The sequence below is a fragment of the Exiguobacterium sp. UBA7533 genome, from assembly GCF_002479335.1.
GTDB lineage: Bacteria > Bacillota > Bacilli > Exiguobacteriales > Exiguobacteriaceae > Exiguobacterium_A.
Map to the genome: position 1 here is coordinate 18,387 of NZ_DLMP01000002.1, position 25,778 is coordinate 44,164.

Here is a 25,778-nt window from a genome sequence, read left to right on the forward strand (position 1 = left end):
ATATGTTTTACACGACAGTATTATTCGATATTGACCATACACTACTTGATTTTGAATCGACGGAACGGATTGCCTTTCGCCATCTGCTCGAGCAACAAGATCTAACGTGGACGATTGAGCGAGAAGCGCGCTACAAGGAAATCAATCACGCGCTCTGGAGAGCACTCGAACGGGGTGAAGTGACACGTGAGGAAGTCATTCACTCGCGATTCGTGACGTTCTTTGCGGAAGAAGGACGAGAAGTCAACGGACGAGAAGTTGACGAAACGTATCGCGGATACCTCGCGCAAGGGACGGAATTGATTCCGGGTGCGACTGCCCTGTTAGAGCAACTAGAAGGGAACGTCGAGATGTACGTCGTCACGAACGGTATTTCGAAGACGCAACGCGCACGGCTCGAGGGGGCTGGATTAACGGACTTCTTTGAAGCGATTTTCGTTTCAGAAGAGACGGGTTTTCAAAAGCCGATGGCAGGATTTTTCGATCATGTGTTTGCGCGGATTCCACAATTCGACCCGGCGCGAACGATCATTATCGGAGATTCCTTGTCAGCTGATATTGCAGGTGGCAATCAAGCTGGTATCGCAACATGTTGGTTTAATCCAGAAGGAAAGCCGGCAACGGATATCAAGCCCACGTTTACGATTACCTCTTTAGCCGAACTACCTGCAGTGCTTGAAAACGCAGCAGTCCTTCAACAATGAATCAAATCAGTCGATAGGAAAGAGAAGGAAAGGGGGCGATCACAGTGCAACGATGTGATCAACAGACGCTGGAGGCAACTCCCGTCTAATTAAAAGGGGAAATGAACATGATTCAACTCGTACCGGTAACAGCAGAAAATTGGGAAGCTTGTTGTGAGCTGACGCTGACAGCAGAACAGCAGGACTTCATGGAAGCGAATGTCTATTCGATCGCGCAAGCGAAGTTCGAACCAAGCCTTGTCCTTCGGGCGATTATGATGGACGATACGGTTGTTGGTTTTGTGATGTACAACACGGAACTAGAAGAACTCGACGGTTACTGGATATACCGCATCATGGTTGATCAGGCGCAGCAAGGGAACGGTATCGGGCGATTAGCGATGCAAGCCCTGATTGAAGAGATGCGAATGTTACCTGCAGCGAAACGAATCGTCGTCGGCTATCGACCGGATAATCAGGCGGCGCACAGTCTGTATGCGAGTCTCGGCTTCATCGACCACAGGGACCGATTCGGTCGGGAAATGGCAGTACGATTAGACATTTGAAGGATGGAAGGACTCTTGAAACGCAAGAGTCCTTTTCTTTTGGATATTTTTTGAAACTTTTTGTGACTCGTCATGCTCTAATAAGTAAAGGGAGGGAACACGATGGACTTACGAAACGAGCACACGACACTCGTCCGCCGTGCGATGAAGCACGATGAAGCGGCGTTCGAGCAATTGGTGCTCCTACATAGCGAACAACTCTACCGAACAGCATATCTTTACGTGAAGAACGAACACGATGCCTTAGACGTCGTACAAGAGACAGTTTATAAAGCGTTTATCTCGATCGAACAAGTGAAGGAACCGAAACATTTCGTGACGTGGATCACGAAAATTCTGATCCGTAATTGTTACCGCGTGCTGGAAAAACAACAACCAACAGATGATATCTTACTTCATGTTCTGGTACAGGAAGACCGGTCGCGAGACGAACACCTTGATCTTGTGTACGCTTTATCGCATCTGCGAAAAGAATACCGGGACGTCTTAGTTCTCTTCTATTTTCATGATATTCCGATGAAAGAGATCGCAAGTTTCATCGGCATCACTCTCAATACGGTCAAGACGTACTTAAAGCGAGGACGCGAAGAATTGAAGATACAGTTAGGAGGAATGGATTATGGCACAGCACGATCTACGAAATGACTACGAAAAAATTCCTGTCCCGACGAACGCCTTACAAGACCGGATTCGTCAAGGGATTACGCAAGGCGTAGCGGAAAGAAAACAACAACGTCGTCATCGGAAGCAATACGTCGCCATTGCGGGTCTTGCCGCCTCACTATTCGTGACGACGTTCATCGTTCCACCGTTTGCTTCCGCGATGTCGCATGTGCCATGGATTGGTGGATTGTATCGCCCCTTTACAGAACAGGGCACAGTCGGCACGGAAATCGAGAAGAAACAACTTGCAACAGCAATTGATCAGACGGTAACCGATCAAGGCATTACGATCAAGATCGTCGACGCCTATTATGATGGTACGACGATCGGGATGAACCTGACAGCAACTGGTGCACCAGACGTCAATGAAACGAAACGAGCTGCGTTTTATGAATTGTTCAAAGGGGATAAACGATTCGAAGGTACTGAAAATCAAGAACTGGCACATTTCAAACAGGACGGTAAGGTATGGAAAGCACGAATCGAATATGATGTCAGCTTACAGAAATTAAGTGATTCCATGCAGGTGCCACTTGTGATTTCGGAAATGTTTGGTGTAGACGGAAACTGGCAATTCGAGGTTCCCGTCAAACGACTGCAAGCGATTGAACAGAGGTTTAATACGACGGTGAAGAATCCTGATTATGCGGTCGATGTCACGTTGAAACAGATGACAAAAGGACAGGCAAGTACGACGTTTGATTATACGGCGGTTTATCCGAAGTCATATGATTACCGAATCATATTTTCATTGTTTGATGATAGTGGGAAAGAAGTCATTCACAATTGGTCAGAAAGTACAGCCTTAGTAAGCCATACGAATACTTCATCCGAGCGAACCGATACGTCACGGCTTAGTCTAGGCAACTATGTGATTCCGAGTGGGGCATACACATTGCATCCTCAATTAAGCATTACACCTAAAACAACGTTTATTCCATTGACGACATCGTTACCTTACGCGGAGCAGAATCCAACACATCCGTTAAAAATGACGACACAAAAAATTAAGATTACGGACTCTCAAGTAATCGTCGATTTTGAAACGAATGCAGTCGAAATGTTATCAAACATTAAATTGGATGCAGTGAGAAGCATGTTCTTGATTCAAGGAAACGAACCACCGGATGGGCGTGAAATCAAACCACACATCACGGTACGAGATGCGAACCAAAAGCAATTCCGAGCAACGTTTACGTTATCAGCTTCACAAATGGCATCCATTGACGAATTTTATCTGGAGACAGGTTACTCGAATATCATGACGAACACACCAATCGACTTGAAACCGATTCCGTTCACCGTCGATTAAACAGGAGTCTCCTGACATGCTGTCGAACTAGAATCAGCATGTGAGCAACAAAGGAGTCTGATGAGATGAAAGTACGTCAAATGACAGCGGACGATTACGAAGAAGTCGTCCGTATTTACGAACAAGGAATAAAGACGGAGAACGCGACGTTTCGCACGGAAGCATTACCGTACGAAGAATGGACGAGGCATCACCATGAACACAGTCGTCTCGTTGCGATCGAAGGCGAGCAACTGCTCGGCTGGGTTGCGTTAAGTCCATTTTCTTCGATTCCAGCATACGCTGGTGTCGCTGAAATCAGTCTTTATATCGCGGAAGAAGCACGCGGTAAAGGTGTCGGCACACGCTTGATGGAAGACGTCATTAAAGCAAGTGAAGCAGCAGGCATCTGGACCCTGCAATCGCAAGTCTTTCCGGAAAATCATGCGAGTCTGCGCCTTCATGAACGTTTTAATTTTCGCGAAGTTGGTCGCCGGGAGCGAATTGGTCGGCTCGGAGGCAGATGGCGCGATACGGTATTGCTCGAGCGACGCAGCCCATATCTCTAAAATTCGGCAAGTGGACGCAATGTTCCCTTGCCTTCTTTGTGTTGAAAGCAAGGGATAACGGGAAAAGACAGACAGCAAAAGAAGGGGAGGGATCACGATGGATGATTTTTTTGGTGAGGGACTTGAGACCAATCAACAAAAGCGGAAACGCAAACTGGAGGAAATCTTTGATCAGTCGTTTGAATCGGAGCGACGGGATTTTAATCAATCGTTGGAGCAGGACGTGACGGTTGCTCTGATCGGAGATGTCAATGCGGGGAAATCCTCGACCTTGAACGCAATTCTTGGTCGTGAAGTGGCAACGGTCGGAGCACGCCCAGGTGAAACGGTCCGCATCGATCAAGTAAGGCAACATCCGGAAGATAAAGTCATCTTCGTCGATACACCGGGACTAAATGATGCCAATACACAGAACTCGGAAGCGACATGGACGTATTATCAAAGTGCCGATGTCATCCTTTATTTTTTAAATGCGGCAGGTACTGTCTTGTCTGAGACAGAGACGAAGAATTTCCAGAAAATCTATCAACATAACCAAAATGTCTTGATCGTTGTCACGAAGATGGATGCGACGGATGATGTCGACACGATCGTTCGCCATATTGCAGAAAAACTACCAGGACCAAAAATCATTCCCGTATCAGCACGAGAAGGAACGAATATTGATCGGCTCCGCCGGGAGGTCCTCGATATCTTAAAAAAGTTCGACAAGGATAATGTGTTCGTTCGCCAGATGGATCCGACCGTTCGCGGGAAGATCGCCAACAATTGGATCGTGGGTGCCGGAACAGCTGCTGGTGCGATTGGTGCTGTCCCGTTTCCAGGAGCTGATATCATTCCGTTGACTTCAATTCAAATCGGCTTGATGCTCAAGTTATCAAATCTGTATGAACGGCAGTTATCCAAGGAGAGTGCCAAAGAGTTGCTTGTCGTGACAATCGTCGGAAACTCCGGGAAAACGGCTTTTCGACAAATAGCGAAACTGGTTCCTGGATATGGTGCCGTCATTGCCGCGGGAGTCGCTTCGACCGCCACCCTTGCACTTGGATATGGAACGAAATATGTCTATGAGAATAAGCTCGAACTAACGCCGGAACAACTAATGGGATTCGTCAAACGATTCCGAAAGAAGGCGGAGGAGTCGTCAGAAGAGACAAACGAGTAATCTCCTTGCTATTCCATACAGCAATGAAGGGGGAGAACATATGACACGACTACTCGAAGAAATCAAACAATATCAATCGAAATTCCGACAAAAGGCACCTGCTGAGAAACAACGGTTGATGGCGGAAGCGACAGCTGAACTGGCTGCTTCTGGAGTCGCTAAAGGTCTAGGTGTCGGTGATACGATTCCACACTTTACGTTACCCGATGTATCTGGCAAGTCTGTGGCGATCGAGACATTACTCGAGCAAGGTCCTGTCATCTTAACATTCTACAGGGGTGGCTGGTGTCCATACTGCAATCTCGAACTTCGCGCGTATGAACGGGAAATCGACCGAATTCGTGCTCAGGGAGCGACCGTCGTTGCGATCAGTCCAGAGACACCTGATTTTGCTGAACAGACAGCAAACAAGAATGCGTTAAGTTTCCCTGTCTTAAGTGACGTTGATTTACATGTATCCCGTCAATTTGATCTCGTGTTTGACCTGCCAGCTTATTTGATTGAGATTTACAAAGCATCGGGACTCGATGTAGCGAAGCACAATGGAAATGAGGATTGGCAGTTACCGAAACCGGCGACGTTTATCATTGATACGAATGGTGTGATTCGTTTCGTAGAAGTGCCGTCCGATTATACGAAACGCGTTGATCCAGAACACATCCTCCAAAACCTTGAACAGAATAAAAAGTATGAAGATTGACTTAAACGGTCTGGCTTCTCTCTACTTGTTGGGAGAAGTCAGACCGTTTGAAGTTTCCCTTTATTTTGTATCAAGAAGTACTCGTCTCAGCCATTCTTGAAATTTAAGATCAGTCTGTTGCCAATCCATTGCCCGTGCAAAATGATGAGCGGAGATGCGAATGGCTTCGTACTCCTCTGAATCTCGGAAGCAAGCTCGCATTTCGGCAGCGAGTGCACCAGGTGTTTTGTTTTTAGCCATGTAGCCTGTCATGCCGTACTGAACGGCGTCTCGGACACCAGGAGCATCGTATACGATGGATGGTGTTCCGACAGCTGCCGCTTCAATTATAGGAAAACCCACGCCTTCGCGTATAGAAGGGAAGAGGAGAGCGGTGGCACGACTCATCATGCTGCGCGTTTCTGTTTCAGTGACTGAATCGTAATATGTGATAGCATCCTTCACTTCTTTAGGAAGGGGAAGTGTAAGGTATTGCAAAAGATGAGAGCTGTTACGAATACCAATCAGCCAGAGGCGTGTCTCAGGAAACTCACGTTGGACCATGAGAAATGCCCCAATCGTATCTTGAAGTTCTTTTTCGTTCAGACGGTTGATATATAGAAAGGTTGGAACATGTTCTTTTAACTCCCATTCCTGTTCAGACCACGGGGAAAAGGAAAGTCCTGGCGGCAACATCGTGATATGACTGTTAGTAAAACCAGCACTTTGTAGTTCATCTACAACAGAGGGGCTGACAGTCAAGGCATGACTATCTTTATACCAGCTTAACCGTCGAGTCTCTGTCCATTCGCCAAGCTTTGAAAAAGGAAAAACAAGTGTCGTCGACCAACGCTCACGAATCAATTGATAAAGAAATAAAGTTCGTTTATGACGTGGAACATAAAGTGGTGTGAAGAAATGAAACCCATTCAAATGATCCAGAACTAAATCAATCGTTTTAGCATAAGACCAGTAATAATAAAGTGCATATGGAATAAGAGAAGCTGTCGTACCATAACGGAGGTAAGTGATACCATCTCGATACTCCGTCGGTGATCCGCCCTTGAATGAGACAGACAAATGGGTAACTCGGTAGGTAGTACTGACACGCCGCAACATTTCATGAATAAAAGTTTCAGCTTCTCCGGCTTGTGGATGTCGAGCATCACGCCAAGATAAAAAAAGTAGATGAGGTTTCATGTCGTACCTCCTTTGCGTAGAAAAAATTTGATCCGAAAGATCGGTTCTGCTACTAATCTTCTCTACAGTAGAAGGATATTCCTAGAAAATGCATCAAATCAATAGACTTCTGTTTCATCCATGAAGTCCTGAAGCGTTACGTATAAAAGCTTTTGGGTAAAGAACAATAACGAAATGGGTAGGAGGAAAGCGCATGAAATGGAAGGGAAGAGAACGGAGTTCGAACGTCGAGGACCGGCGGGGAATGGGTGGGAAAGGAATCGCCGGTATCGGCGGTGGTGTCGGGATCATCCTGCTGATCGTCATCACTTTGATGGGCGGTAATCCAACTGAACTACTCGGAGACTTAACCGGTGGGGATCAGCAAAATACGACGTATGAGGAAACAGCGCAGGAAAAAGAAGCAGCGGACTTCGTCTCCGTCGTCTTGGCCGATACGGAACGAGTCTGGACGAAAGAATTTAAAGAAGATGGTAAGACCTATAAAAAACCGACACTCGTCTTATATACGGATCAAGTTAGTTCGGCTTGCGGACAAGCAGGGAAGTCCGTCGGTCCCTTTTACTGTCCCGGTGATCAGAAATTATACATTGATTTAAGCTTTTATGATGAACTGCAGACGAAATACGGAGCACCGGGCGATTTTGCGATGGCGTATGTCATTGCGCATGAAGTAGGGCATCATGTCCAGACGTTACTTGGAAAATCGGATGAGATCATGCCACTTCGAAAGCAAATGAGTGAGGAGAAGTTCAATAAATACCTCGTTCGATTCGAGCTACAGGCAGATTATTATGCCGGCGTATGGGCGCATCACGCGCAAGGAGAAAACTTGCTCGAAGAAGGCGATCTTGAAGAAGCGTTGACAGCAGCCAATGCTGTTGGGGACGATACGTTACAAGAGAAAGGACAAGGATATGTCGTACCGGAAAGTTTCACTCACGGCACATCGGCGCAACGAGAGCGTTGGTTCCAAAAAGGCTTTGATAACGGCACGATCGAAGGTGGAGACACATTCAAAGCGAAGAATCTATAAAACGAAGTAAAGACATACCTTTTGAAACATTTTCCAGTCGTTTCCGTAAAGAAGAGATAAGGATTCAAAGGGGAGTGTCGAAGTTGAAGCACATCAGTCTATTTTTGTTGCTGTATACGGCTGTCGTCGTATTGACGTACATCGTGTCACGATTTGCGCCAAACTTGTTGGTCTACATGGTCTATATTGCGATTGCGTCGTTACTCGTCATCACGGGCTATTTATTGAAACGGCTTGTACTGAAACGTTAAATACCAAAAAGGGGCTGACTCACATGTCGTCCTCTACAAAGATAAGGGTGGCAGAATGATGATCTGCCACCCTTATTTCGTAAAAAAAAGAATGACACGTCACACGTCACTCCTACAGGAAAAAGCGCATTATGCGCTGCCAGAGACAAATAAGACCCGCTTTCCTGCTTGAATGAAGCAGGAAAACTGGCTTGTGTCTCGCCTGAGGAAAGGACGTGAAAAGACGCGTCATTCTTTTTTGAGTCAGCCTCTTTCGCTATTTAAAAGCAATCTTATGAACGGAACATCGTCGGATCATCTGGAACGTTCTCCAGGTAAGTGATCCGTCCGTTTTCATTAAGACGTGCGATATCTTTTCCGTCTTGCGTGAAGACGCTACCGTCTGCCCGTTTTCCGCAAACTGCCCAGCGTGTTTCATACGTTCCTGGTGTTGTTTCTTCCCAGCCGGCGTACATGTGCTTAATATCCTGATTCGCCGTGAACACATGACGGACGAATTGTTTCCAGGCGTCGATGCCGTGCTTTGGTTGTCCGTTCAGAACGAACGTGATGTCTGTCGTAAACAAGGAAACGAGATCCTCGAACGCTTGTGCGTCCGTGCGTGACGCGTCGAATAAGTCGAAATAACGATTCAATACCATAGTAAAAACCTCTTTCTGTTCATTAAAGTGTCATCATCCGGTCTGTGATTAACGCATGCAACCGTTCTAAATGTTCCGGTGGACAGGAGGTATCGATTGCTTGACGGATCGAGCCGATTGATTCGCGCTTCAACGTCGATTGCCAAGCATCTTCTGCCTCTGTCATCAGATTCGAGAGCAGACCGATCTCCTGTTCCTGAATCCCCATCAAATCTTCAAAGACACCACTTGACGCGTACAATGTCTGTTTGCCCTCAATGGCTTGATAGACATCGAAGATTTGAATTTCTTCTGCCGGACGTCGCAAGCGAAAGCCCCCTTTGACACCAGGTACGGAATACAACAGATCCGCCTGAACGAGTTTTCGTAAGAGCTTTTGGAAATAGGTCGGTGAAGCACCGAGTTGCTGACTAATGAACTCACCGGACAAAACGGCGCGCTCCGGCAGGAAGGTTAAGAGCAACATCGCATAAACGGATTGCTCGACTCCTGTTTTCATTTGCATAGAAAGACTCCTTTCGTTAAACGTGGATAATGTATATCCATAATAGTTCGATGATGAAAAATTGTCGAATGATATGCTCTCACAAAACCGTCACACCTTTTCGACAGCATCTGCATGGCATCCCCGTTCCGGATTCGGTATACTAAATGTACGATATGTGAAAATATTCACTAAAAGTCGTTCACACTTTGTGAAAGGACGTTTGTATATGAATCCATTAAAAGGAATCGTCCAGATTCCACGTAGTATTCTCATTCAATTCATCATTGCGGCTTTCTTAATGGGGGTCGCGGTCGTCGGTCAGTCATACGGCATCGTGTTGACGGTCGATCGCATTTTCCTAAAAGAACAACCGTTTGAAGCTGTCATTCCGTTACTACTCACCGTTCTCGGTATGTTGTTGCTCCGAGTCGCCGTGACGTATTGGAACGGTCGTCTTGGTACGACGTTATCGGCACACATGAAGCAGGCGCTTCGGGAAGCACTCGTTGCGAAATATACGAGTCGCTCAGTCGAGATGATGCTACAAGGGCAAGCGGGACAGAAGGTCAGTGTCTTGCTCGATGCAGTAGACGAGATGGACAGCTACTATAGTCAATATTTGCCGAAAGTCGTCCAGACGACGATCGTTCCCTTGATGGTCTTGATTGCGGCATTCAGCTATGACTGGATCACGGGTCTTGTCATGATGATCACGGCGCCGTTCATTCCGTTGTTTTACATCATCATCGGCATCATGACGCAAAAGCGGGCCGATGCTCAACTCGAGAAGATGACGGCATTCTCAGGAACGTTCCTCGATACGTTACAAGGACTGACGACGTTGAAGTTATTCGGTCGCGCGAAACGACAGCGTGACGTCATCGAAAAAAGCAGTCTCGATTTCCGAGATGCGACATTAACGGTCTTGAAGCTCGCCTTCTTGTCGTCATTGATGCTTGAGTTCATCTCGATGCTCAGCATGGGAATGATTGCACTTGAAGTTAGTCTGCGTTTGATTCTGTTTCAAAGCATCACCTTTATCCCAGCGTTCTTGATGCTCGTGTTGGCACCAGAATACTATCTTGCCTTAAAAGAGATGGGGGCTGCTTTCCACACGGGACGCGGTAGTGTGGCAGCAGCGAAACAAATCGCAGCCGAATTGACGGCAGACGATCGTCCTGTTGCATTCGGTCAATCGGAACTCACGATGAATCGTCCACCACAAATCGTCTTGGATGAAGTCGGCTTTACGTACCAAGAAGGACGTTTTGCCTTGCAAGATATCGGGCTTACGATTGAGCCGTATCAAAAGGTAGCGTTAATCGGTCGCAGTGGGGCCGGTAAATCGACCGTCTTGCAGTTGATTGCCGGACTCGCGGATCCACAAGAAGGACGGATTCTACTCGACGGAACCGAGCGCGGTCAGGTGGAGGAAACAAGCTGGTTTCGTCAGTTGAGCTACATTTCTCAACATCCGTATCTGTATGCCGGAACACTGGCAGAAAACATCGCGATTGGTGAGCTTCGTCAAGCGACGCCGGAAGAGATTTTCGAAGCGGCGCAGGCGGCAGGGCTCGAGGAGTTGATTGCGACGTTGCCTGAAGGGATCGACACGGTGATCGGAGAAGGTGGACGCGGTCTATCGGGTGGCGAAAAACAGCGTGTTGCGTTAGCACGAGCGTTCTTGAAACGCCCGAACGTCGTCGTCTTTGATGAACCGACGACTGGACTTGATGTCAAAACGGAGCGACTGCTCCAACAAGCGATTGAGCAACTCGGACAATCGGCAACGGTCATCACTGTCGCGCACCGTTTGCATACGATTGAACGATCGGATCAAATCGTCGTTCTCGACGGCGGACGAATCGTCGATCGTGGCACCCATGATGAATTGCTTGGTCGCGATTCGGAATATGCGCGGATGCGTAGCGTCCAGAGAGGGGAGGAAACACGATGAAGGAATTATTAGGAGTCTTTCGGTTGATGGTGCATCAAAAACGCGATATCGCCTGGTCGATCTTCTTCGGTGTCCTCGCCGGTGTGACAGCGGTCGGTTTATTCGCAGCAAGTGGTTACCTGATTTCAAAGGCAGCCTTGTTACCACCGATCCAGACACTCGCCGTCTTGATCGCCCTGCAAAAAGTGTCGAGTCTGACGCGCGCCGTCAGTCGGTATGCGGAACGTTACTATTCGCACCGGGCGACGTTTACGATCCTTAGTGACATCCGAACGTCATTTTACCGTCGTCTCGAGCCGCTTGCGCCAGGGATTTTCGGTAAGTACCGCAGTGGTGACTTACTTGCGCGGATCGTCGGGGATGTCGAGAGTCTACAAAATACGTTCTTACGTGTCCTCTATCCACCGATCGTGTTACTGCTCGTTTTCTTCTGTACGATTTTTTTCGTCAGTTTCTTCTCATGGACGATTGCCGGGATTCTGTTGCTTGGTTTAATTCTGACCGGTTTCTTGATTCCGGGATGGTTCGCGTATCGTGAACAACGCTTCGCCCGTTCAGTCCGTGTTCGACGTGGTGACTTGTCGACAGAAGTGACAGAGTTATTCCAAGGCTATCGTGATTTGAAGATTTACCAACAGCTCGATCAAAAGGAACAGGACTTGAATGCCGTCGCGAAACGGTATGTCGAGGAAGAGAAACGTAATGGTTTACACGCTGTCTCGAACCTGGCCTTAAATACGATGGTGACGTTGATCATCTCTTGGCTTGTCCTCGGTGTGGGTGCCTATCTCGTCGCAAGCGGACAACTCGAGGGAGTTTTCCTCGCTTTACTCGTCATGACATCGCTGACCGTCTTTGAAAATGCGGCACCGATGGCGATCTTACCCGGCTTTTTTGAAGATAGCCGCCATGCTGCGAAACGACTCGATGAAGTCGTGACTGAGCAAGAGGAGCCGACGTACGCTCCGTTCGTCCTCGATCAGGCACCATCCTTTGAAACGAATGCGCTGACGTTTACGTTTCCTGATGCACCCCGTCCAGTCTTACGTGACGTCACTGTCTCGATTCCGGCTGGTAAGAAGACGGCGATCGTCGGAGCGAGTGGTTCCGGGAAATCAACGTTACTTCAATTGATGTTACGGATGTATCCGACGGACGGATTAACGATTGCTGGACAGGACAGTCAGACGGTTGATCCGGAAGGACTCTGGCAGCACGCGAATGTCGTCCTGCAACAAAATCACTACTTTTATGGAACACTTCGTGATAATCTACTTCTCGCAAACGAAGCAACGACGGACGAAGCGATGCGACAAGCACTCGATGATGTCGGATTAACGACATTCGAGTTGAGTGATCGTGTGTTTGAAAAAGGAGAGAACTTATCCGGAGGAGAAAAACAGCGGCTAGCGATTGCCCGCGTGCTCTTGCGAGAAGCATCGCTTTACTTGCTTGACGAACCGACGTCATCCGTTGATGCTTTGACGGAACAGATGATTCTCAAGCGACTGTTTGCGCGAGCAACGGATGCGACACTTGTCCTCGTCAGCCACCGCTTAGCAGGTCTTGAAGCGATGGATCAAATCATCGTCATGGATCAGGGTCACGTCATCGAAGTCGGAACGTATGCCGAATTGATGACACGACAAGGGGCGTTTTATGAGTTAAAACAAGTCGAGCAGTCGGTGTTTGCTCCGATTGGATAAAAAGTATGAAAGGCAATGAATCAAGTAAGGTTCATTGCCTTTTTTATTTAGCTTGGAAGAACTGAAAAGACATGACAGTCCACCTCTGAAATGGTAAAGTCTAGAAAAAACGTGGAGGGGTTTCATGGATATCAAACAATCATCCATCGTCGTCGATCAGACGACCGTTTCATATGATCATTTTCAAATGGGATCCAAACAGGTCTGCTTCTTGATTTCGGGAGCATCGTACGTATACGACCATCCATACTTTTACTACAGTCGAATGGCATTACTCGCGCGAGGCATCGATGTCATCTGCATTCACTATGTGACAGAAGATCTATTTTCAATGTCAGACGCTGAATCAAATGCCTGCATGACGCGCCGGGTTGACGCTGTCGTCTCGGAAGTGCTGGCAAAGCATCCATACGAAAACGTTCAGTTTATCGCAAAATCGTTAGGCACGATTCCGCTTGCCGCGTTACTTGCTAAGCCGAGTCTACAGACAGCGCGCTTCGTTTTCTTAACACCCGTCCTAAATGAAGTGGTTGAACAAATCGCCACATCGACGCAAGCTGGACTGATCGTCATTGGCACGGCCGATAAGTTTTATGATGAGGCAGCACTTGAAACGTGTCGGACATCACAATTAATGATCGATGTTATCGAAGGAGCGAATCATTCACTAGACCAAGGATTTGAGGTCGATTCGTCACTTGCAGTTCTCGGACATGTCATTCGTCAGATCGAAGCCAGTTTATTCGAACCACTACATCAGTAAAAAATCCGTCCAGCAGAGAGGCTGCTGGACGGATTTTTTAGTATGGACGAAGTAAGGCGCGAACGGGACTACCATCGCCGTCGACGAGCGGGAGCGGGACGGCATTCAAGTGGTAATCACCAGGCGTGATCGCATCGAGGACGAGTCCTTCGAGGATATGGATTCCATGCTGTGCCAGTGCGTGATGGGCTGCCATTTCCTTGCTATCAATCGCATCGACGCTTGGTAAGTCAAGACCAATCAGCGAAATCCCGAGTTCTCCGAGACGTTCAGCAAGACTTGGTGTCAACACAGGAATCGTCTCTGGGAAAGTCGATTTGTCGATCCAACCATCCGTTTTGATGATCAAGCGCTGGACGTCATTTAGCTCAAAGCCATCTAAATCAGCGGCTGTGATTTCTGTACGCCCTGGTAAGTAAATGACACGTGCATGTCCGATATAGAGGTCTGGATCCAGGTCGATGATTTTTTGTCCAGCATCATCAAAATGAAACGGCGCGTCGACATGGGTACCGGTATGCAGACTCATCGTAACTTTGCCGACGTTAACGGAACCGGTCTCTGCCTTATTCCATGTCAATGTGGCTTCAAACGGTGTATCCCCCGGCCACGTCGTGACGTGACGATCAAGTGGTTGTGAAACATCAATCCATCGTTTCATCGTTTCATCCTCCTCATAATGTCGTGCGGACCGACCACAGTTCCGGGAAGAACCGGTGGTCGAGCACACGCCGTAGATAACTGACACCAGACGAACCGCCCGTTCCTGGTTTTTGTCCGATGATCCGTTCGACGGTACTCATATGGTTAAAGCGCCACATCTGTTGCTGGCTCCCGATATCCAGTAGTTTTTCACCGAGTTCATACAGATCCCAGTACCGCTCGACATCACGATAGACGCTTGCCCAAGCGGCCTCGACACTTGTATTTGGTGTCCAGTCTTCCGTGACATCACGCTCAAGGACGGACGCGTCGATCGGTAGCCCATGGCGCGCCATCGCCCGGATCGTTTCATCGTAGATGCTTGGTGTCTTCAAGTCTTCGAGCATCATCGGATAGAGTGTTTCATCATGTGCATAAACTTTTAGCATCTGCTCATTCTTGAAACCGAGCGCGAATTCGATTTGCCGGTTTTGATACGATTGGAAACCGGATGAGTGACCAAGTGCGTCACGGAATTCCAGATATTCGGCAGGGGTCAAGGTCGACAAGACATTCCACGACTGGATCAACTGGTGCTGAATCTTTGAAATCCGTGCGAGCATCTTAAACGATGATTCGAGATCATCGTTTGCAACGGCTTGCGTCGCTGCACGCATCTCATGCAGGATCAGCTTCATCCATAGCTCGCTCGTTTGATGAATGATGATGAACAGCATCTCGTCATGATGCCCCGATAAGCGATGTTGACTCGTAAGCAATGGATCCAGTTGCAAATAATCCCCATAGGACATATCTTTCTTAAAATCCGTTTGAATCGATGCTTCAATAGACGTAGGATCTGTCTTTGTCATTCCCATTCATCCCCTTTATCGAGTTAATTCAGTTTTCGTTTTTCAGCGGTCTTCAGTTGTTCTGGATGCGCCCGTTTCCAGAAGAAATAGGCGATAGATAAGAACACTAACCACGGTATACCAAACTTCAAGACGATTTGGAAATCTGTGAACCATGTCGTCAGGACGAGTGCGAATAACAACAATGCACCGAGGGCCGTCAGATACGGATAGCCCATCATCCGAACCGGTAACGTCCGTCCACCTTCACGTTCCCAGGCTTTACGGAAGTAGAGGTGGGAGATGAAAATCATGAACCATGTGAAGATCGCCCCGAACATCGAAATCCCCATCATGAACGGATAAGAGACGCTCGACTGACTGCTGATGATCGCAGCGAGAAAAATGCCGAGTGTTGATAAGGCGAGTGCGAAGAGCGGTACACCTTTTCGATTTAAACGACCAAATACTTTTGGCGCATATGTTGCCTTGGATAATGAATACATCATCCGTGTCGAAGCATACAGCTGACTGTTCATCGCGGAGAGCGCTGCCGTCAGGATGATGAAGTTCATGATACCGCCTGCATATGGAATCGATAGCATCTCCATTACTTTGACGAACGGACTTTGATCGACGCCGCCTGCTTGTTGCCACGGGACAATCATCAACATTAAAGCAATCGTGACGACATAAAACGTCGAGAGACGGAAAACCGTCGCTTTTAATGCTTTCGGTACGGCAACGTCCGGGTCCTTTGCTTCACCGGCAGTGACAGCAATCAATTCCGTTCCGAGGAAACTGAACAGGGAGATGAAGATCGCAATCCAGAGACCCGAGAAGCCGAATGGCATGAAGCCACCATCATTCGTGAAGTTTTGTGGACCAATCTCAGGGCTCGGACTACCGATGACCAAGTAAGCACCAAGCAGGATGAACAGTAAGATGGCACTAATCTTAATGACCGAGAACCAGTACTCAAAGGTTGCGAACGTATTGACTGTCGTAGCATTGATGTAAATCAACGCGGCAGCGAATACGAGAATCCAGACGACCCCGGGAACGTCCGGGAACCAGTATTTCATATAGATGGCGATCGCACTAACTTCAACGCCGATTGCGAGAACGTTTGCGATCCAGTACGAATAGCGGACGAGAAAACCCGCGTACGGACTAATGTATCGTTCGGCAATCGTACCGAACGAGCCAGATGTCGGATGGGCGACCGTCATTTCAGCCAGACAGCCCATTAAAAGTAGGACGATGAAGGCGCCGACTGCGTAACTGATCAAAACGCTCGGTCCAGCAAGACCGATTGCAAGCCCACTTCCGAGGAAGAGACCGGTACCGATCGCGCAGCCCATTGCAATCATCGTGAGTTGGCGTGTCTTGAGTTCACGCCGTAGTTCAGTAGGTTGTTCCATGGTGTACTCCTTAAGCAACGACTTCGCGTTCATTCGCGAAACGTTCGTATTCTTTATCTTCCATGATTCGTTTAAGTGTCGCGACGACGTCATAGACATCGGTAAACGTGTTGTAGAGCGCGACGGGTGCTAGACGGACGATGTTCGGTGCCCGGAAATCGGGGATGATCCGATTTTCCTTGAGTGCTTTACAGATCCGCGCCGCTTCCGGGTGCTCGAGGCTGAGATGCGCCCCACGGCGTTTATCGTCAATTGGATTTCCGATGACGAAACCGTACGGTATGAGTTCCTGCTCGACAAGGTCCATCATGTACTGCGTCAGGGCGAGTGACTTCGTTCGGACGGCTTCAATACCGACTTCGTCAAACATCTCTAACGCACCGATTTGTGGGGCGAGACTTAAGACGTGTGGTGTTCCAATCTGGAAGGCACCTGCGTGCTCGGCCGGTGTCATCGTGTGATCCATGTCAAACTGCTTGTCCTTGCGCGAACCGAACCAGCCCGTCAGCCCAGGCAACGTTCCGAAATGACGTTCGTGGACGAATAATCCACCGACTGTTCCAGGACCGCCGTTCAAGTGCTTGTAATTACACCAGTAAGCAAAGTCGACGCCCCAGTCATGGAAAGCGTGCGGAACGGCTCCGACGGAGTGACAGCCATCAAAACCAATCAAGATACCGCGGTCGTGTGCCGCTTTCGTTAAACGCTCCATATCAAGAATCTGTCCGCTTCGGTACAGCACGGCAGGCAAGACAATCAAAGCGATATCGTCTGTCATCGCGGCAATGATATCGTCCTCCTCTAAAAAGCGACCATCATGACTTGGTACTTGGACGAGATGTGTCTCCGGATCCAGTCCGCGTAAACGAAGCTGACTTTGTAAAGCATAGATGTCCGACGGGAACGTCAGCGCATCCGCTAAAATCTTATCTCGTCCTTCTGTTGGTTGGAAGAATGTCGCGACGAGTTGATGTAGATTGACGGTCGTCGAACCGGTGACCATGACTTCTTCCGCTTGTGCGCCGACAAGCGGAGCGTTGAGGGCAGCGAGACGTTCTGATAATTCGAACCAAGGATGACGTCCTTTCATCCAGCCGTCGATTCCGAGTTCTTTCCAGTCTGATAGCGACTCGAGCAACGTCTTCTCGGCACGCTTCGATAATAAACCGAGCGAGTTTCCGTCCATATAGATACTACCCGGTTGCAGATAAAACTCATCACGATAGGCGGCGAGTGCATCTTGCTCGTCCCGAGCAACGGCATCCGTCCGTTTTGCTTGTAATGTCATACGTCATCCTCCTCAAATGAATACTCAATCAATTTTGACAAAAGCGTAGCAAACAAATTGACATTGTGTCAATATTATCGAATAGAGAAAACAAAAGGAGTGAAGGACATGTCATCTTCTCAACCAGAAAAAATCGATAAACGACATCTGCGCACAGTGCGGACACGCGAAAAACTGTTGAGTGCGGCACGTGACGTCTTCTTAGAACAAGGGTTTCAAACGTCAACGATTTCACAAGTGATCAAACAAGCTGGCGTCGGCTACGGAACAGCCTACGTGCATTTTGAAGGGAAAGATGAGTTGCTCGTCGTCCTGATGGAAGATGTCATGAGTCGCTTCCATGCGATTGCGGAACGAACATTTGAACCGACGACGTCGCTAGAGGCAAAGGAACGTATCGTGACGCAAGCTACGGATTTCTTACGTCTCGCGGAAGAAGAACGAGCGATGCTACGGATCGTTGAGCAAGCAATCGGCGTCTCTTACATCGTCCGTGCGAAATGGAAAGCGATTCGAGAACGCTTCATTGATCGGATCAGTCAGGACATTCGATATGCTCAGGAGACAGGACTCGCGCGACAAGATGTCGATCCGAAGCTCGTTGCCCGTGGCTGGTTCTTCGCGAACGAGATGTATTTATTCGAAGTCGTCCGTGAAGAAGCAACAGCGACGATTGAAGAGATCGCACACGTCTTAGCGACGATTTATACGCAAGGACTCTACCGGATCGAGGATTGATGAACGGACAGGAAGGGAACGTTTCAAAGTAGAAGGGAGCGTGACCGGGATGCCATTTGATTACGATCTCGATTTCAAGACGACGGATTTTCGCAAGGAGCCGGAAAAATACCGGGTTGGACGCGGGGAGCAAGGAGTCTTGCTCGTCGAACCCTATAAAAGTGAGATTTTGCCACATTGGCGTTTTAAGACGCCGGACATCGCGAAGGAATCCTCTGAGAAAATTTATGAGATGTATTTAGCTTATAAAGAAGACGGGGACTTCGTCGGCATGGATATGGCGCGGAAGTTCATTCAGATGGGGCATACGCGCGCGCGACGTTACGCGAACTACAAGGGTGGGCGCAAATATAAAGATAAAGAGACCAAAGAATTACACACACGCGAAATCGACGAAGAAAAAGCAAAATCCGCGGCCATCTTCCAAGAAAAATGGGATTTGATTCGGGCGGACGAAGAATACCTTGAACTCAAACGTGCGCATCAAAAGCAGTACGGATAAGTCATTTCAAAATAAAGGGAATCCATTCAAACCATGCGATACTGAAAAGAAAACGGGAGGCATGAGGATGAACCGTTGGTGGATTCCGCTGTATCCAATCGGTCTATTTTTACTGGTCGATCACTTTTTCTATGATATTTCATTGATATGGCTTATCATGCTTGGTATTGTGAGCATCCTTTTAAGTATCCGTCCGAAGCGACCATCCTTTTCGTCATATCGTCCATTAATGATTGGGACGTTTTTGATCGGCTGTGGTCTGATGCCATGGTTGACGCTGGATTTTACAGGAGTCGTCTTCGTCTTCTTGTTAACAGAAATCGCTGCAAAACTGCTCATGTCAGTAACGGAGGAACAATTCGTATGACGAACGAATAGGGATAAATGAAATAGCCTCGATTACTCTGTCCAATAGGATAGAGCGATCGAGGCTATTTTTGATTCATTTAAGAACTCTGTTCGACCTTGGCAATTAATCGTGCTTGACGTTTTTGCCAGATGAATGATCCGATGAACGTCACGACGAGGAAGATCAGACCAAGTGCGAATGGATAGAAAATGTTGACGTCATACAGTACACCGGCAAGCGTCGGTCCGAGCACGTTCCCGATGCTCATATAGGCATTGTTCATTCCCATAGCAAAGCCTTGCTCATTACCAGCGAGCTTTGAAATCATCGTATTCAAGACGGGGCGTAAAATCGATGTCGCAAGGAAGATGACGAGGGTAATCGCAAAGAATCCACCGTAACTTGATGTCAATAATGACAACAGGAAGCCGAGTGCTGCGATGAACAGGAACAGGTTCAGGACCGTTCCTTCGCCTAAATTACGGGATAACTTATCGACGATGAAGATTTGAGCAATGACGCTGATGATTCCAGTTGACGTCACCATGATCGCGATGTCCTTCGGTGAAGCACCGAATTGATCATCAACGAACAGACCTAGTACCGATTCGTATGCCATGAGACCAAAGCTCATGACGAGTGTAATGACGAGCGGTACGAAGTACGGTTTTTTAAACGATGTCCCCAGTTTCTTAAGCATCGACCCTTCATCTGGTGCCATCGCTGTTGCATCGTGTTGTTCGCTTTCTTGAAGTAACAGGACGCTGAATAAGACAGCTGCACCCGAGACGATCGCTGAGATGAGCAACGGCAATTTTAAGTCATACTCGGCAAGGAATCCACCGATTCCTGGACCGATGACGATCCCGAGTGACATCGCAGCTGAGACATAGCTGTTTCCTTTTGCACGTTGATCCATCGTCGTGATGTCCGCAACGTAAGCAAAAATCGCTGGAATCAGGAGTGCGGCACCGGCACCACCGATTGCGCGCGAGATGTAGAGAACCGTGACAGAGTTTGAGAAATAGAAGACAAACATCGAGAGCGTCAAGCCGATCAATCCATAGATGATCATCTTACGACGACCATATTGATCTGCCCATTTACCAGCAATCGGTGACATGACGAGCTGTGCTCCGGCAAAGATGGCAATCATTAATCCAGCCGCCGTTCCACCTTGTCCAATCGACGCTAAGTAAGCGGGTAGAATCGGAATGATGATCCCGAAGCTCCCGACCGCAATAAACATATTGATCATGAGAACCGTTAATTTTTTTCGTTGATCCGCGTGCAAGGGGACCCCTTCTTTCGACCCGCTTTTTGTAAGCGGTTATTTGTTTCACCTTCATTATCTTAGATTCAAGCTAAAGCGTCTGTCAACGTAGACGAGTCGATGATTTGAAAAAGACTCTATCCTTCAAGAAGGATAGAGCCAATTCAAACTTATTGCTCTTTTTTGAATAACCATTTGACGTTCGGTGACAGCAACGGTCGGAAAATCGTCACGATGGGTCGACTCGACAGCAACCAGACGAATCCGGTAGCGAGCAAGAAAGAAAGTCCAATCAATAACAGTGGTGACTCTGTAATGGCTGGTGGAACCGAATCTCGGAACAAACGAACGATGAACGAGTGGATCAAATAGATCGCGAGCGTCTGAATTCCGATCTGGTCGAACCGTTCACCGAACGACCGATGCGGTACGAGCAGGAGAACGGAGAAGATCATGATAGTGCTGATGGCGTAAAGAAACAGTTGGATTGCCACTCCCTTGAGAAGCGGGACTTCGAATTCACCATACGTATCGCGGTAAAAGAGCCAGACCGTGTCAAACCCATTTTTTGTCCAGAGAATCATGAAGACGGCAATCAAGAGTGAGATGATCAGTCCGGTCAACCGTCCGATCGGTGCTGTCATCTGTTTTCGCCAGCCGGTATCAGTTAACCAGCCACGCTCCTTGACGAGATACCCCATCAAGAAGAACGGATAAAAGCTGACGACTTTTTGTAATGATAGGAAGTTCGTGATCGAATCTGGATTGGCGTTGATCAATAAGGCGAATAAGACACTGACGATCAGCGGAAAACGCATCGCTAGAAAAGCCGGTGTGACGGTCTGCCAAATGATAATGCCGAGCAAATACCAAAGCGTCCAGTTCGGAACGAGTGGATGAAGTAATCCATCGAGCATTTCCCGTAAGGAGTCATCCTGCGTGTAAGATAAATAAATTTCGTGAATCGACTGCCAGAGAAAATAGAGAACGACGAACGCGATGATTCGTTGTGGTCGCGCTTGTTTGAAGAAATAGCCACTCATGAAGATGAAGGCTGGCATATGCAACAGGTAAATGACGTTATATGCCATCTTGACGACATCATTTCCTGGTAAGTCACGGAACGTCTCGATCAAGTGACCAAAGACAACCGTGAAAATGAGTAGCACTTTATAGTTTCCAAGCCAATGATCGTACATAGGAGCGGTCACTGGTTTGATAGCAGTGGTCATTTTTTTTCACCAAGCAGAATTTGATCGACGAACCGGGCACTCGATTTCCCGTCCTGATGCTCGAAGAAGTACTCCGCGAATGCTTTGACGTTGTGCATTTCGAAGTCTTGATTTTTAATTCGCTCAATCAACTCTTCTGATGTCTTGACGATCGGACCAGGTACGAATTCCTCGAAATCATAGTAAAAATCGCGTTTCGAGATATAGTCTTCAAGATCGTACGCGAAGAACAACATAGGTCGATTCAATAGAGAGAACTCGAAACACGTCGATGAGTAATCCGTGATTAAAATGTCTGAGACGAACAGCAATTCATTGATTTCACGATGATCCGTCAAATCAAGGAAGAAGTCGGCATAGACTTCAGGAATCTCCATCCGACGACGGATGAACGGGTGGAGTTTTAGGACAAAGACATACTCCTCATGAAGTGCTTCATACAACGCATCGAGATCCAGCTGATCAAAATCATAATAGGCACTCTTCGCACCATTTCCTCGGAATGTCGGAGCAAACATGATGACTTTCTTTTGTTTGAAGATTGGATATTCCTCATAAATACGTGCTTTCGCTTCCTCGATGAACGGTTGATCGAAGAACATATCCGTCCGAGGAATACCGGTCGCGATAACTTGGTCTTCCCGTAAACCAAAACCTTCTGCGTAATGACGGGCGACATTATGAGAGCTAACGATCGCTTTCGTGTAGTTCCGGTGACTGAGCGAGTTCGCACTTGGACCACCTGGTTTTCCGAGGCGACTGTAACCGAACGTCTTGAAGGCGCCAACGGCATGCCAGACTTGAACGAGGTCACTACCTTTACGAATATTCAACGGATAGATCATCGGATAGAAATCATCGACAAGAATCGTCTTTGCTGTCGCTAAGTGATACGGCAGCGCAAACTTATCACGCCAATCACGGCGAGACTGGAGATTCGGTTTGAAGAACGTCTTCACGTCGAGATTGAGATTGCGCCGCTCGACTTCATCCAAGATATAGGCGAAGTTACCACTAATATCGCTTCGTGAGTCGGAAGCGAGGATGACTTTATTCTCTTGGATCGGTTGGGTCCATTTCGTGACGTTATAAATCGCCTTGAACGTAAAACGGCGGAACTTGAACGCCCGCTTTTTCATGTTTTTCTTCCATTTCTTATACCGATCGATGACTTGAACTAAACGTTTCGATTCGCCTTTTTTCAGGGAATGGAAACCTAAAGAGTTGCTGTATTGTGAATACTGCACGACAAGTTCGTACTCAAGTAAGATCAACGCGTTACTATGTTTCGTATCAACGCGGTAAGCGATAGGAATGAGTGAACGTGTATCACCAAAAGGCGCTTCATGTAAGATCGTCTTTCCTTGCACGATGGCGAAAAAAGCATCAAAATAACCCATCGGCAACGGACGACCCGTTGGTGTAATGTGGTTCAAATTTAATTCGCCTGTAAAGGACTCTTCCGTCCAGTCTCCTTCAAATGGAAATCGGCAGATGAACGTCCGTTTATTTCGTTTGTTCCGAAAAACGATGGCACGTTCGAGTGGTACCGATACTTCAACAGGTTCAGACTGAATATAGTCGTCGACCGGTTCCTCGGAATCAGTTTGATGCAATATAGAATTTTCAAATAATGTTTGTTCGGCGTGCAAAAAATCAGTCAATCCGCTTAAACGTGCTTCGAAACGAAACGTCGTTCCGGCTAATTCCAAGTAGGTGACCTCGGCATGTAAAGTAGGCATAAGTGTCTCTTCTGTCAAAACCATCTCTCCTCGCTCGAATAATTACATTACATTTACACAATAACGATAAAATTTTAAAATGCAGTTGAACATAGTATAGTGAAACTAGAAATCACCACTCATTATATCGTGAGACATTAAAATTAATAGGGATTTCTTTATTTTTTTGTGTTTTTGTAAAATAACAGTTTAATACAGACTGGATCATTACAGATACCCTGAACGATAGGGAGAGAAAACCGACATACGATTATTTCATAAGGGAGGGAAGCAGGTCGTCTCGTGCGGAATAGGTAACGAGACACTGCGTCAGAAGATGATTTATGCAGCCATTTTAGCTGGAGGAAAAGGAACACGAATGGGGAATGTCGATCGCCCGAAACAATTCTTATCGATCGGAGAACGTCCGATCATCGTCCATACAGTAGAAAAATTTTTGTTACATGAAGATTTTGACCGCATCATCATCGTCACACCGACTGCTTGGATTAACTATACACGCGATATTTTGGAAAAATACATCGGAAAAGATGACCGTCTTGTCATTACACCGGGTGGACAAGATCGAAATGAATCAATCATGGCAGCGGTGAACTGGATTGAAGAGAAAAACGGTCTATCTGAAGAAGACATCATCGTCACACACGACGCCGTCCGTCCGTTCCTGACGCACCGCATCATCAAGGAAAACATTGAAGCGGCGCAAGAATTCGGTTCATGTGATACGGTCATTTCTGCAATTGATACGATCGTCGCGTCAACGAACGGCAAAACGATCACGGATATTCCAGTACGGGATCAAATGTACCAAGGACAAACGCCACAAAGCTTCCAAATCACGAAGTTAAAATCGCATTATGGGTCGCTTTCAACGGAAGAACGGGCGATTTTGACGGATGCGTGTAAGATTCTTCTTCTGAAAGGAGAAGATGTGGCGCTCGTCACAGGAGAACTGTTCAACATTAAAGTGACGACACCATATGACCTACGGATCGCAAATGCTATCTTGAAGGAGCGGATTCATCAATGATTAATCAAGTCTATCAACTCGTCGCCCCGCGTCAGATCGAAGTGACGTATGATGAGCGGTCTTTGAATACCGATCGTGTCGTCGTACGTCCAACATATTTATCGATTTGTCACGCCGATCAACGCTATTTCACAGGTAGTCGTAGTGCGGAAGTATTGGCGAAAAAATTACCGATGGCGATGATTCATGAGGGAATCGGAAAAGTCGTCCATGATCCAAGCGGTACATTCAAGAAGGGAACACTCGTCGCGATGGTACCGAATACACCGACGGAAGATGATGATATCATCGGTGAAAACTATCTGCGCACGAGTCGTTTTCGTTCGAGTGGATATGACGGCTATATGCAAGACTATGTGTTCTTGAAAGCGGATCGCCTTGTTGAGGTACCGGTCGATCTTGATCCTGAGGTCGCGGCATTCACTGAACTTGTCAGTGTATCGGTCCATGCCTTGACTCGCTTTGAAAAGATTGCGCACCCGCGCCGTGAGACGTTCGGTGTCTGGGGAGATGGAAATCTTGGTTTCATTACGGCACTTTTGTTGCGTAAATTATATCCGGAAGCAAAACTATTCGTCTTCGGTAAAACCCAGTCGAAGCTCGACTACTTCTCGTTTGCGGACGAGACATATCACATCGACCAGATTCCAGCTGATGTCTCCTTCAACCACGGTTTTGAATGCGTCGGTGGAATCGGTAGCCAATATGCGATCAATCAGATGATCGATTACATTATTCCAGAAGGCACGATGGCTTTGCTCGGTGTGTCAGAAGATGCCGTCGCGATCAACACGCGGATGATTCTTGAAAAAGGACTGCGTGTCTACGGATCAAGTCGAAGTACACCGGCTGATTTCGCACGGACGATGGAATTGTATCAAACTCATCCGGACATTCCAGCCTATCTATCGAATCTGGTTTCGGGCGTATTCCAAATCCGACAAATCGAAGATATTCATAAAGCGTTTGAAAACGATTTAACGAATCGCTTCGGAAAGACGGTCATGGAATGGTGCATGTGATGATATGCGCTGAAAAAGAGGAGAATCG

At 47.5% G+C, this 25,778-nt stretch carries 27 protein-coding genes; 17 read left to right on the forward strand and 10 right to left on the reverse strand.

The window, feature by feature from the left end:
- Window positions 1-2: 2 nt before the first annotated feature.
- From B2U10_RS04220 to B2U10_RS04250, 7 genes are all read left to right on the forward strand, one after another.
- Window positions 3-704, forward strand: a complete 702-nt coding sequence (locus B2U10_RS04220; RefSeq protein WP_290748476.1) for a YjjG family noncanonical pyrimidine nucleotidase — start codon at window positions 3-5, stop codon at window positions 702-704.
- Between the two features lie 107 nt (window positions 705-811).
- Window positions 812-1,249: a GNAT family N-acetyltransferase gene (locus B2U10_RS04225; protein WP_414655312.1), complete on the forward strand. Its 438-nt coding sequence runs from the start codon at window positions 812-814 to the stop codon at window positions 1,247-1,249.
- Window positions 1,250-1,351: 102 nt separating this feature from the next.
- Window positions 1,352-1,894, forward strand: coding sequence for a sigma-70 family RNA polymerase sigma factor (locus B2U10_RS04230; protein ID WP_290785859.1), 543 nt, complete (start codon window positions 1,352-1,354; stop codon window positions 1,892-1,894).
- Window positions 1,869-3,224 (forward strand): DUF4179 domain-containing protein, encoded by a 1,356-nt coding sequence (locus tag B2U10_RS04235; protein WP_290785861.1) that lies wholly within the window; start codon window positions 1,869-1,871, stop codon window positions 3,222-3,224. The genes B2U10_RS04230 and B2U10_RS04235 overlap by 26 nt, the downstream gene beginning before the upstream one ends.
- 65 nt (window positions 3,225-3,289) lie before the next feature.
- On the forward strand, window positions 3,290-3,772 hold the full coding sequence (locus B2U10_RS04240; RefSeq protein WP_290785863.1) for a GNAT family N-acetyltransferase: 483 nt from the start codon (window positions 3,290-3,292) through the stop codon (window positions 3,770-3,772).
- A 97-nt stretch (window positions 3,773-3,869) separates the two neighbouring features.
- Window positions 3,870-4,937, forward strand: coding sequence for a YcjF family protein (locus B2U10_RS04245; RefSeq protein ID WP_056064534.1), 1,068 nt, complete (start codon window positions 3,870-3,872; stop codon window positions 4,935-4,937).
- A gap of 40 nt (window positions 4,938-4,977) precedes the next feature.
- Entirely contained in the window at window positions 4,978-5,637 is a 660-nt protein-coding gene (locus B2U10_RS04250) for a peroxiredoxin-like family protein (RefSeq protein ID WP_290785867.1), read from the forward strand.
- Window positions 5,638-5,697: 60 nt separating this feature from the next.
- On the opposite strand, the gene B2U10_RS04255 is transcribed toward B2U10_RS04250, so the two are convergent.
- Complete coding sequence (locus B2U10_RS04255; protein ID WP_290785870.1) at window positions 5,698-6,816, reverse strand: glycosyltransferase family 4 protein; 1,119 nt, start codon at window positions 6,814-6,816, stop codon at window positions 5,698-5,700.
- 193 nt (window positions 6,817-7,009) lie between these two features.
- Between B2U10_RS04255 and ypfJ the strand changes: the two genes are divergently transcribed.
- Window positions 7,010-7,852 (forward strand): KPN_02809 family neutral zinc metallopeptidase, encoded by an 843-nt coding sequence (gene ypfJ / locus B2U10_RS04260; protein WP_056064528.1) that lies wholly within the window; start codon window positions 7,010-7,012, stop codon window positions 7,850-7,852.
- An 83-nt stretch (window positions 7,853-7,935) separates the two neighbouring features.
- Window positions 7,936-8,103 carry a hypothetical protein gene (locus B2U10_RS04265; RefSeq protein WP_155960196.1) on the forward strand — a complete coding sequence of 56 codons (168 nt, stop codon included), beginning with the start codon at window positions 7,936-7,938 and terminating at the stop codon, window positions 8,101-8,103.
- Window positions 8,104-8,375: 272 nt separating this feature from the next.
- Here the strand turns inward: B2U10_RS04265 and B2U10_RS04270 are convergent, their stop codons facing one another.
- Entirely contained in the window at window positions 8,376-8,744 is a 369-nt protein-coding gene (locus B2U10_RS04270; protein ID WP_035411560.1) for a nuclear transport factor 2 family protein, read from the reverse strand.
- 22 nt (window positions 8,745-8,766) lie between these two features.
- Window positions 8,767-9,249, reverse strand: coding sequence for an Rrf2 family transcriptional regulator (locus B2U10_RS04275; protein ID WP_035411554.1), 483 nt, complete (start codon window positions 9,247-9,249; stop codon window positions 8,767-8,769).
- Window positions 9,250-9,457: 208 nt separating this feature from the next.
- On the opposite strand from B2U10_RS04275, the gene cydD reads away from it, so the two are divergent.
- The 3 genes from cydD to B2U10_RS04290 all read left to right on the forward strand — a co-directional run bounded on the left by cydD (window position 9,458) and on the right by B2U10_RS04290 (window position 13,657).
- Complete coding sequence (gene cydD / locus B2U10_RS04280) at window positions 9,458-11,188, forward strand: thiol reductant ABC exporter subunit CydD (RefSeq protein ID WP_056064522.1); 1,731 nt, start codon at window positions 9,458-9,460, stop codon at window positions 11,186-11,188.
- Window positions 11,185-12,894 carry a thiol reductant ABC exporter subunit CydC gene (gene cydC, locus B2U10_RS04285; protein WP_290748450.1) on the forward strand — a complete coding sequence of 570 codons (1,710 nt, stop codon included), beginning with the start codon at window positions 11,185-11,187 and terminating at the stop codon, window positions 12,892-12,894. Before cydD ends, cydC begins: the two co-directional genes overlap by 4 nt.
- Window positions 12,895-13,018: 124 nt before the next feature.
- Window positions 13,019-13,657 carry a cyclase gene (locus tag B2U10_RS04290; RefSeq protein ID WP_290748447.1) on the forward strand — a complete coding sequence of 213 codons (639 nt, stop codon included), beginning with the start codon at window positions 13,019-13,021 and terminating at the stop codon, window positions 13,655-13,657.
- 37 nt (window positions 13,658-13,694) lie between these two features.
- Here B2U10_RS04290 and kynB read toward each other — a convergent pair whose 3' ends face one another.
- Genes kynB through kynU form a run of 4 tightly spaced genes read right to left on the reverse strand, consistent with a single transcriptional unit; the run spans window position 13,695 to window position 17,862 of the window.
- Window positions 13,695-14,318: an arylformamidase gene (gene kynB / locus B2U10_RS04295; RefSeq protein ID WP_290785876.1), complete on the reverse strand. Its 624-nt coding sequence runs from the start codon at window positions 14,316-14,318 to the stop codon at window positions 13,695-13,697.
- Between the two features lie 13 nt (window positions 14,319-14,331).
- Entirely contained in the window at window positions 14,332-15,171 is an 840-nt protein-coding gene (kynA, locus tag B2U10_RS04300) for a tryptophan 2,3-dioxygenase (RefSeq protein ID WP_290775525.1), read from the reverse strand.
- Window positions 15,172-15,194: 23 nt separating this feature from the next.
- Complete coding sequence (locus B2U10_RS04305) at window positions 15,195-16,574, reverse strand: amino acid permease (RefSeq protein WP_035411537.1); 1,380 nt, start codon at window positions 16,572-16,574, stop codon at window positions 15,195-15,197.
- 10 nt (window positions 16,575-16,584) lie between these two features.
- Window positions 16,585-17,862 (reverse strand): kynureninase, encoded by a 1,278-nt coding sequence (gene kynU, locus B2U10_RS04310; RefSeq protein ID WP_290748439.1) that lies wholly within the window; start codon window positions 17,860-17,862, stop codon window positions 16,585-16,587.
- 108 nt (window positions 17,863-17,970) lie between these two features.
- Between kynU and B2U10_RS04315 the strand changes: the two genes are divergently transcribed.
- From B2U10_RS04315 to B2U10_RS04325, 3 genes are all read left to right on the forward strand, one after another.
- Entirely contained in the window at window positions 17,971-18,600 is a 630-nt protein-coding gene (locus tag B2U10_RS04315) for a TetR/AcrR family transcriptional regulator (RefSeq protein WP_290785879.1), read from the forward strand.
- 49 nt (window positions 18,601-18,649) lie between these two features.
- Window positions 18,650-19,102, forward strand: coding sequence for a DUF4385 domain-containing protein (locus B2U10_RS04320; protein WP_075642788.1), 453 nt, complete (start codon window positions 18,650-18,652; stop codon window positions 19,100-19,102).
- A 67-nt stretch (window positions 19,103-19,169) separates the two neighbouring features.
- Entirely contained in the window at window positions 19,170-19,469 is a 300-nt protein-coding gene (locus tag B2U10_RS04325; protein WP_290785882.1) for a hypothetical protein, read from the forward strand.
- Window positions 19,470-19,548: 79 nt separating this feature from the next.
- Here the strand turns inward: B2U10_RS04325 and B2U10_RS04330 are convergent, their stop codons facing one another.
- The 3 genes from B2U10_RS04330 to B2U10_RS04340 form a co-directional block, all read right to left on the reverse strand.
- Entirely contained in the window at window positions 19,549-20,745 is a 1,197-nt protein-coding gene (locus B2U10_RS04330; RefSeq protein WP_290785885.1) for an MFS transporter, read from the reverse strand.
- A gap of 149 nt (window positions 20,746-20,894) precedes the next feature.
- The gene (locus tag B2U10_RS04335) at window positions 20,895-21,956 is read right to left on the reverse strand and encodes an acyltransferase family protein (protein ID WP_290748427.1); all 1,062 of its coding nucleotides are present in this window, start codon (window positions 21,954-21,956) and stop codon (window positions 20,895-20,897) included.
- Window positions 21,953-23,698 carry a CDP-glycerol glycerophosphotransferase family protein gene (locus tag B2U10_RS04340; RefSeq protein ID WP_290775531.1) on the reverse strand — a complete coding sequence of 582 codons (1,746 nt, stop codon included), beginning with the start codon at window positions 23,696-23,698 and terminating at the stop codon, window positions 21,953-21,955. Before B2U10_RS04340 ends, B2U10_RS04335 begins: the two co-directional genes overlap by 4 nt.
- A gap of 316 nt (window positions 23,699-24,014) precedes the next feature.
- Here B2U10_RS04340 and B2U10_RS04345 point away from each other — a divergent pair, with 316 nt between their 5' ends.
- Both B2U10_RS04345 and B2U10_RS04350 read left to right on the forward strand, forming a co-directional pair.
- On the forward strand, window positions 24,015-24,728 hold the full coding sequence (locus B2U10_RS04345; protein WP_290785888.1) for an IspD/TarI family cytidylyltransferase: 714 nt from the start codon (window positions 24,015-24,017) through the stop codon (window positions 24,726-24,728).
- On the forward strand, window positions 24,725-25,750 hold the full coding sequence (locus tag B2U10_RS04350; protein WP_290748420.1) for a ribitol-5-phosphate dehydrogenase: 1,026 nt from the start codon (window positions 24,725-24,727) through the stop codon (window positions 25,748-25,750). Before B2U10_RS04345 ends, B2U10_RS04350 begins: the two co-directional genes overlap by 4 nt.
- The last annotated feature ends 28 nt before the right edge of the window (window positions 25,751-25,778 follow it).